This window comes from Acinetobacter sp. YH16042 (genome assembly GCF_013417245.1).
Classification (GTDB): Bacteria; Pseudomonadota; Gammaproteobacteria; order Pseudomonadales; family Moraxellaceae; genus Acinetobacter; species Acinetobacter amyesii.
This window is the reverse complement of the sequence record NZ_VPEJ01000063.1, coordinates 1-3,731: the sequence shown is the minus strand read 5'-3', so window position 1 is coordinate 3,731 and position 3,731 is coordinate 1. Positions and strand designations below refer to the sequence as shown.

The 3,731-nt window shown below is 45.9% G+C and carries 3 protein-coding genes and 1 pseudogene; 2 read left to right on the top strand and 2 right to left on the bottom strand.

Features of this window, described 5'->3' with window-relative positions:
* Window positions 1-122: 122 nt before the first annotated feature.
* On the bottom strand, window positions 123-1,058 hold the full coding sequence (locus tag FTV37_RS16620; protein WP_031612480.1) for a replication initiation protein: 936 nt from the start codon (window positions 1,056-1,058) through the stop codon (window positions 123-125).
* 657 nt (window positions 1,059-1,715) lie between these two features.
* Here FTV37_RS16620 and FTV37_RS16615 point away from each other — a divergent pair.
* Window positions 1,716-2,597 carry a GTPase family protein gene (locus FTV37_RS16615; RefSeq protein WP_031612478.1) on the top strand — a complete coding sequence of 294 codons (882 nt, stop codon included), beginning with the start codon at window positions 1,716-1,718 and terminating at the stop codon, window positions 2,595-2,597.
* Window positions 2,598-2,785: 188 nt separating this feature from the next.
* Here the strand turns inward: FTV37_RS16615 and FTV37_RS16610 are convergent.
* Window positions 2,786-2,959, bottom strand: a pseudogene (locus FTV37_RS16610) (mobilization protein); the annotation flags it as partial.
* Between the two features lie 175 nt (window positions 2,960-3,134).
* On the opposite strand from FTV37_RS16610, the gene FTV37_RS16605 reads away from it, so the two are divergent.
* Window positions 3,135-3,533: a hypothetical protein gene (locus FTV37_RS16605; RefSeq protein ID WP_001560793.1), complete on the top strand. Its 399-nt coding sequence runs from the start codon at window positions 3,135-3,137 to the stop codon at window positions 3,531-3,533.
* Window positions 3,534-3,731 lie beyond the last annotated feature (198 nt).

The following is a 3,731-nucleotide window of genomic DNA, read 5'->3' as shown; positions in this document are numbered from 1 at the left end:
GCGGCGAGCACTACCAGCGCAATCATGCGGAAAACAGCACCATTGCTGGGCTGAAAGGAGAAAACCGCCGGAAAGCCCTCAGCTCAAAAAGACGCCGAAAAGGCGCTGTTATCTGATATAGGCTATTTGTGCATTGCCCAATTACGGATCGTATTACGATGTACATTCAGCATCGCCGCAATAGCTTTCTGAGAATATCCATTCTCCAGCATACATAGCGCCATGAAACGCTTGTCATCGTAGGCTTCGCCTTTAGCGATACCACCTTTCCGGCCTCTCTTGGCCTGTATTTCTGGGGTGTGCGTATCAGCCACATACTGTGCGAAAGTTTCCGGCGTGAAGTTCCTGTGCGTGTATTTCGCAATGCTCTTGCCAATAGCCCGACATTCAGGCGGAGAAAGCGGAACGGGAAGCGATGCGTTGTACATTTCGACACGCTGAATCACGGCATCAAGCCACTGTGAGAATGCTGGCCAGCCCTGACGAATCGCCCTGTAAGCCCATTTGCGCGTCATTTCGAACAGATGGCAGTTTCGCCCCATCCCGTAATGTTTATCGATGCTACGGCGCGCTGAGGCGCTCAAATCGAGATAATCAGCCAGTTCATCGAGGGTATAGGCCTCCTCGCGCCACTCCATCACCTGCCATTCCAGGTGGAACGGATTTTTGCAAATCAGTCCGCTGTAGTTCACATCTGCACAAAGTTTCTCACACAGCGAACGTTCAATCGCAGCGGCGTATTTCAGCGCCTTAACCGAGCTGTCCGGCGCGGTTCTCACGGCGATATTGAGTGCGTAGAGCAGGTGAGCATGACCGTTCACAGGATTTTTTACGGTGATGTTCGGCGCGGGAGCGTTCCGGTCGCTCCAGTCAATCGCAGCTCCTACACGGTCAACGTCAAAAACCAGCCAGAACTGCGCATGAGGCTGGTTCTGCTGGATGTACCGCGCAAGAAGCGCACGCCCTTTGCCGGAGATGCGAAGACCAAAAGCGAGATCATCCGTGTGATAGGGACGGTGGGGTAAATTTTCTTCGAAGTATTGAAGCGCGGCGCTCATGTGTTACGATTCCTTCCAGGTTATCGACCGACATCGCCCCTGTATTTTCGTGAAAGTCTTGGCGGATAGACACGAATTTCAGGGGCGTTTGTTTTTCAGTCGCTTACACTACCCCCAACAACAAAACCTGTCGAGCCTTCCCGCAAAAACGATCCATTTACCATAACTCCTGTTGTACGAACCCCTTAAAACGCTCTCAATCGCTTTCTGACGCAAAAAACGCAAAAATACAAGGAAACACCAGGGCAACCCCGAAAAATGCGTCAGAATTATTTTTATGGGGCTGCATAACTATGCACAAAAGTGATTCGCGAACAGTTTCAACCGTTCAGAAGGGCGAATGGGTCAAAACAGCAAATTTTCTCATCCATATCCTTGCATAGATGGATAAAACAGTTCGATATCAGCATCAGACACAATAATTGCCATAGTTCATCCCACCCTCTCTCCAAAGCAACATGACTAAAAAACAGTCTTGGGATAGTTTGTTTTCTGAGCTCCATGTACCCCACCTTTTTAGGAAATCGCTTAAAAGGTTTAGTCTCACAACAACCTGAACACAGCTCTAGATAACATTTATCGAATACAATAAAATACCACTTATAAAATAGGTGGTTTATTTATAAGTAATATTTCTTGACAATATAGGTTCTTAAAATGGAATATATTGATAAATCGACACTAAACAGCAAAGAAAAAATTAGACAAGCAATCGAAAAGAAAATAAGGGAAATAAAAGGTTACACGCCACGAGTCGGTATTTTTGGATCAACTGGCGTAGGTAAATCATCATTATGCAATGCATTATTTGGTCGTGATGTAGCCCCAGTCAGTAACGTCGCTGCTTGCACAAGAGAGATTCAAGAAATTCATATCAAGCCAGAAGATGGAAATGAGGGAGGACTTACGATAATAGACTTTCCTGGTGTTGGTGAAACCTTGGAAAGAGACAAAGAATATTATAATCTATACAAAGAGAATGTTGCAAAGTTAGACCTAGTTGTATGGGTAATAAAGTCTGATGAAAGGGCTTACGCAATTTCTCAAAAGGTATATAACGATATATTGCTACCTAATATAAAAAAATGTCCTGTTGTATTTTTCATAAACCAAATAGATAAAATAGAACCAACAGAAGACGATGAAGGTGAACTTCTTTGGGATAAAAAGAAAAACGAGCCGACAAAAGAGCAGTTAGCTAGTGTAAATGAGAAAATACTAGAAGTAAGTACTGCCTTTTCTGTTCCTGCTTCATACATTATACCTACATCAGTCAAAAGAAAGTTTAATATTTCTAAAGCAATGGAGACAATAATAGACATCCTCCCAAAGGAGAAAAAATATGCTCTCTATCGCGAAGCAGGAGAAGAAATAAAAACAGAAAAAATGGCAGAAAGCGCAGAAAAGGGCGTATGGGACACCATTAAAGAATGGACAGGTGAAGCCTGGGATAACGTAAAGGATGTAGTTGTTGAAGTAGTAGCTGCAACTGTTGTTGCTGCAGGTAAGAAAATACTATCAAAACTTAAATTCTGGTAATTCATTAAGATTCAGGATGATTACTATCCTGAATCTTAGTTATCAACGTTTCTTTTTCCAAGATCGGTTTTATCCGATGTGAACAGCGAACAATTCAAACACCTCACAGAGCGCGTCAGTTTTTCCGGCTCTTACCCGTGACAGTTTTCTCCGCCAGTTTATCTTCCAGTGTCACAACTTTCTGATACAGCCGCCTGCCAGAAATGGGAAGGATTATCCCTGGCCCATTCCGGCATGTTTCCGTGCTCCGTGTATTCCAGATCTTTCCGTTTCGCATACTCCCCTTTGCGCTCGATGTAATCGGCGTGGTTTGCAGCCTGTCCCTTGCCTCCAAATTTAACGCTGAGGTGATAGGTTGCCACGGTTTCAGCCCTCCGCAGGAGCGCACTGTTTCTCGACGAAGGAGAGAAACATATAAGTGCGCTTCCTTCTAATTTCACGAATTAGAAGGAAGATACCCCCCTGCACCCACCGACCGCAAGCGATATACTGCACGACCACAACACACCGCAAAAAACACCAGGGAGCACCACGAACATGCGCATCAGCAACATCGAATGGCTGAAGAAACGGATCGGATTCATCAGGAAGCTCGGAGAACAGACCGCACGACAGAGACAGATTATTGACCTGCTCGACAACGAAGCAGGACTCACAGAACAGGAACGCAAACTCCTCCACGTACTGGCAACAGCGGAAAAAAACGACTTACAGGCACAGGAGAGCGAACGAAAACAGGCGGTCCAAAAACGAATCGAGGGAAAAAAACAACGACGAGAACGCAATCACCGGCTCTTTCTCGCGGCTGGGCTACTGATCGAAGCAGGACTGGTAGACACAAAAACAGGCGAGCTATGCTATAAAAAAGACAGGATATTACAGGCACTTAAGGAACTTAAGTACGATCTGGAGACATCCCCAAACCCAGACGCGTAAGTGCCTCCATCCGTGTTCCGATTCCCTGGTGCTTCCTCGCTCATTCGCTCGCTACGCTCGGTCATGAGACTGCGGCGAGCACTACCAGCGCAATCATGCGGAAAACAGCACCATTGCTGGGCTGAAAGGAGAAAACCGCCGGAAAGCCCTCAGCTCAAAAAGACGCCGAAAAGGCGCTGTTATCTGATATAGGCTATT

Coding starts and splice junctions, on each gene's coding strand:
- FTV37_RS16620 (WP_031612480.1), bottom strand. CDS start 1,058: ATGAGCGCCGCGCTTCAATACTTCGAAGAAAATTTACCCCACCGTCCC.
- FTV37_RS16615 (WP_031612478.1), top strand. CDS start 1,716: ATGGAATATATTGATAAATCGACACTAAACAGCAAAGAAAAAATTAGA.
- FTV37_RS16605 (WP_001560793.1), top strand. CDS start 3,135: ATGCGCATCAGCAACATCGAATGGCTGAAGAAACGGATCGGATTCATC.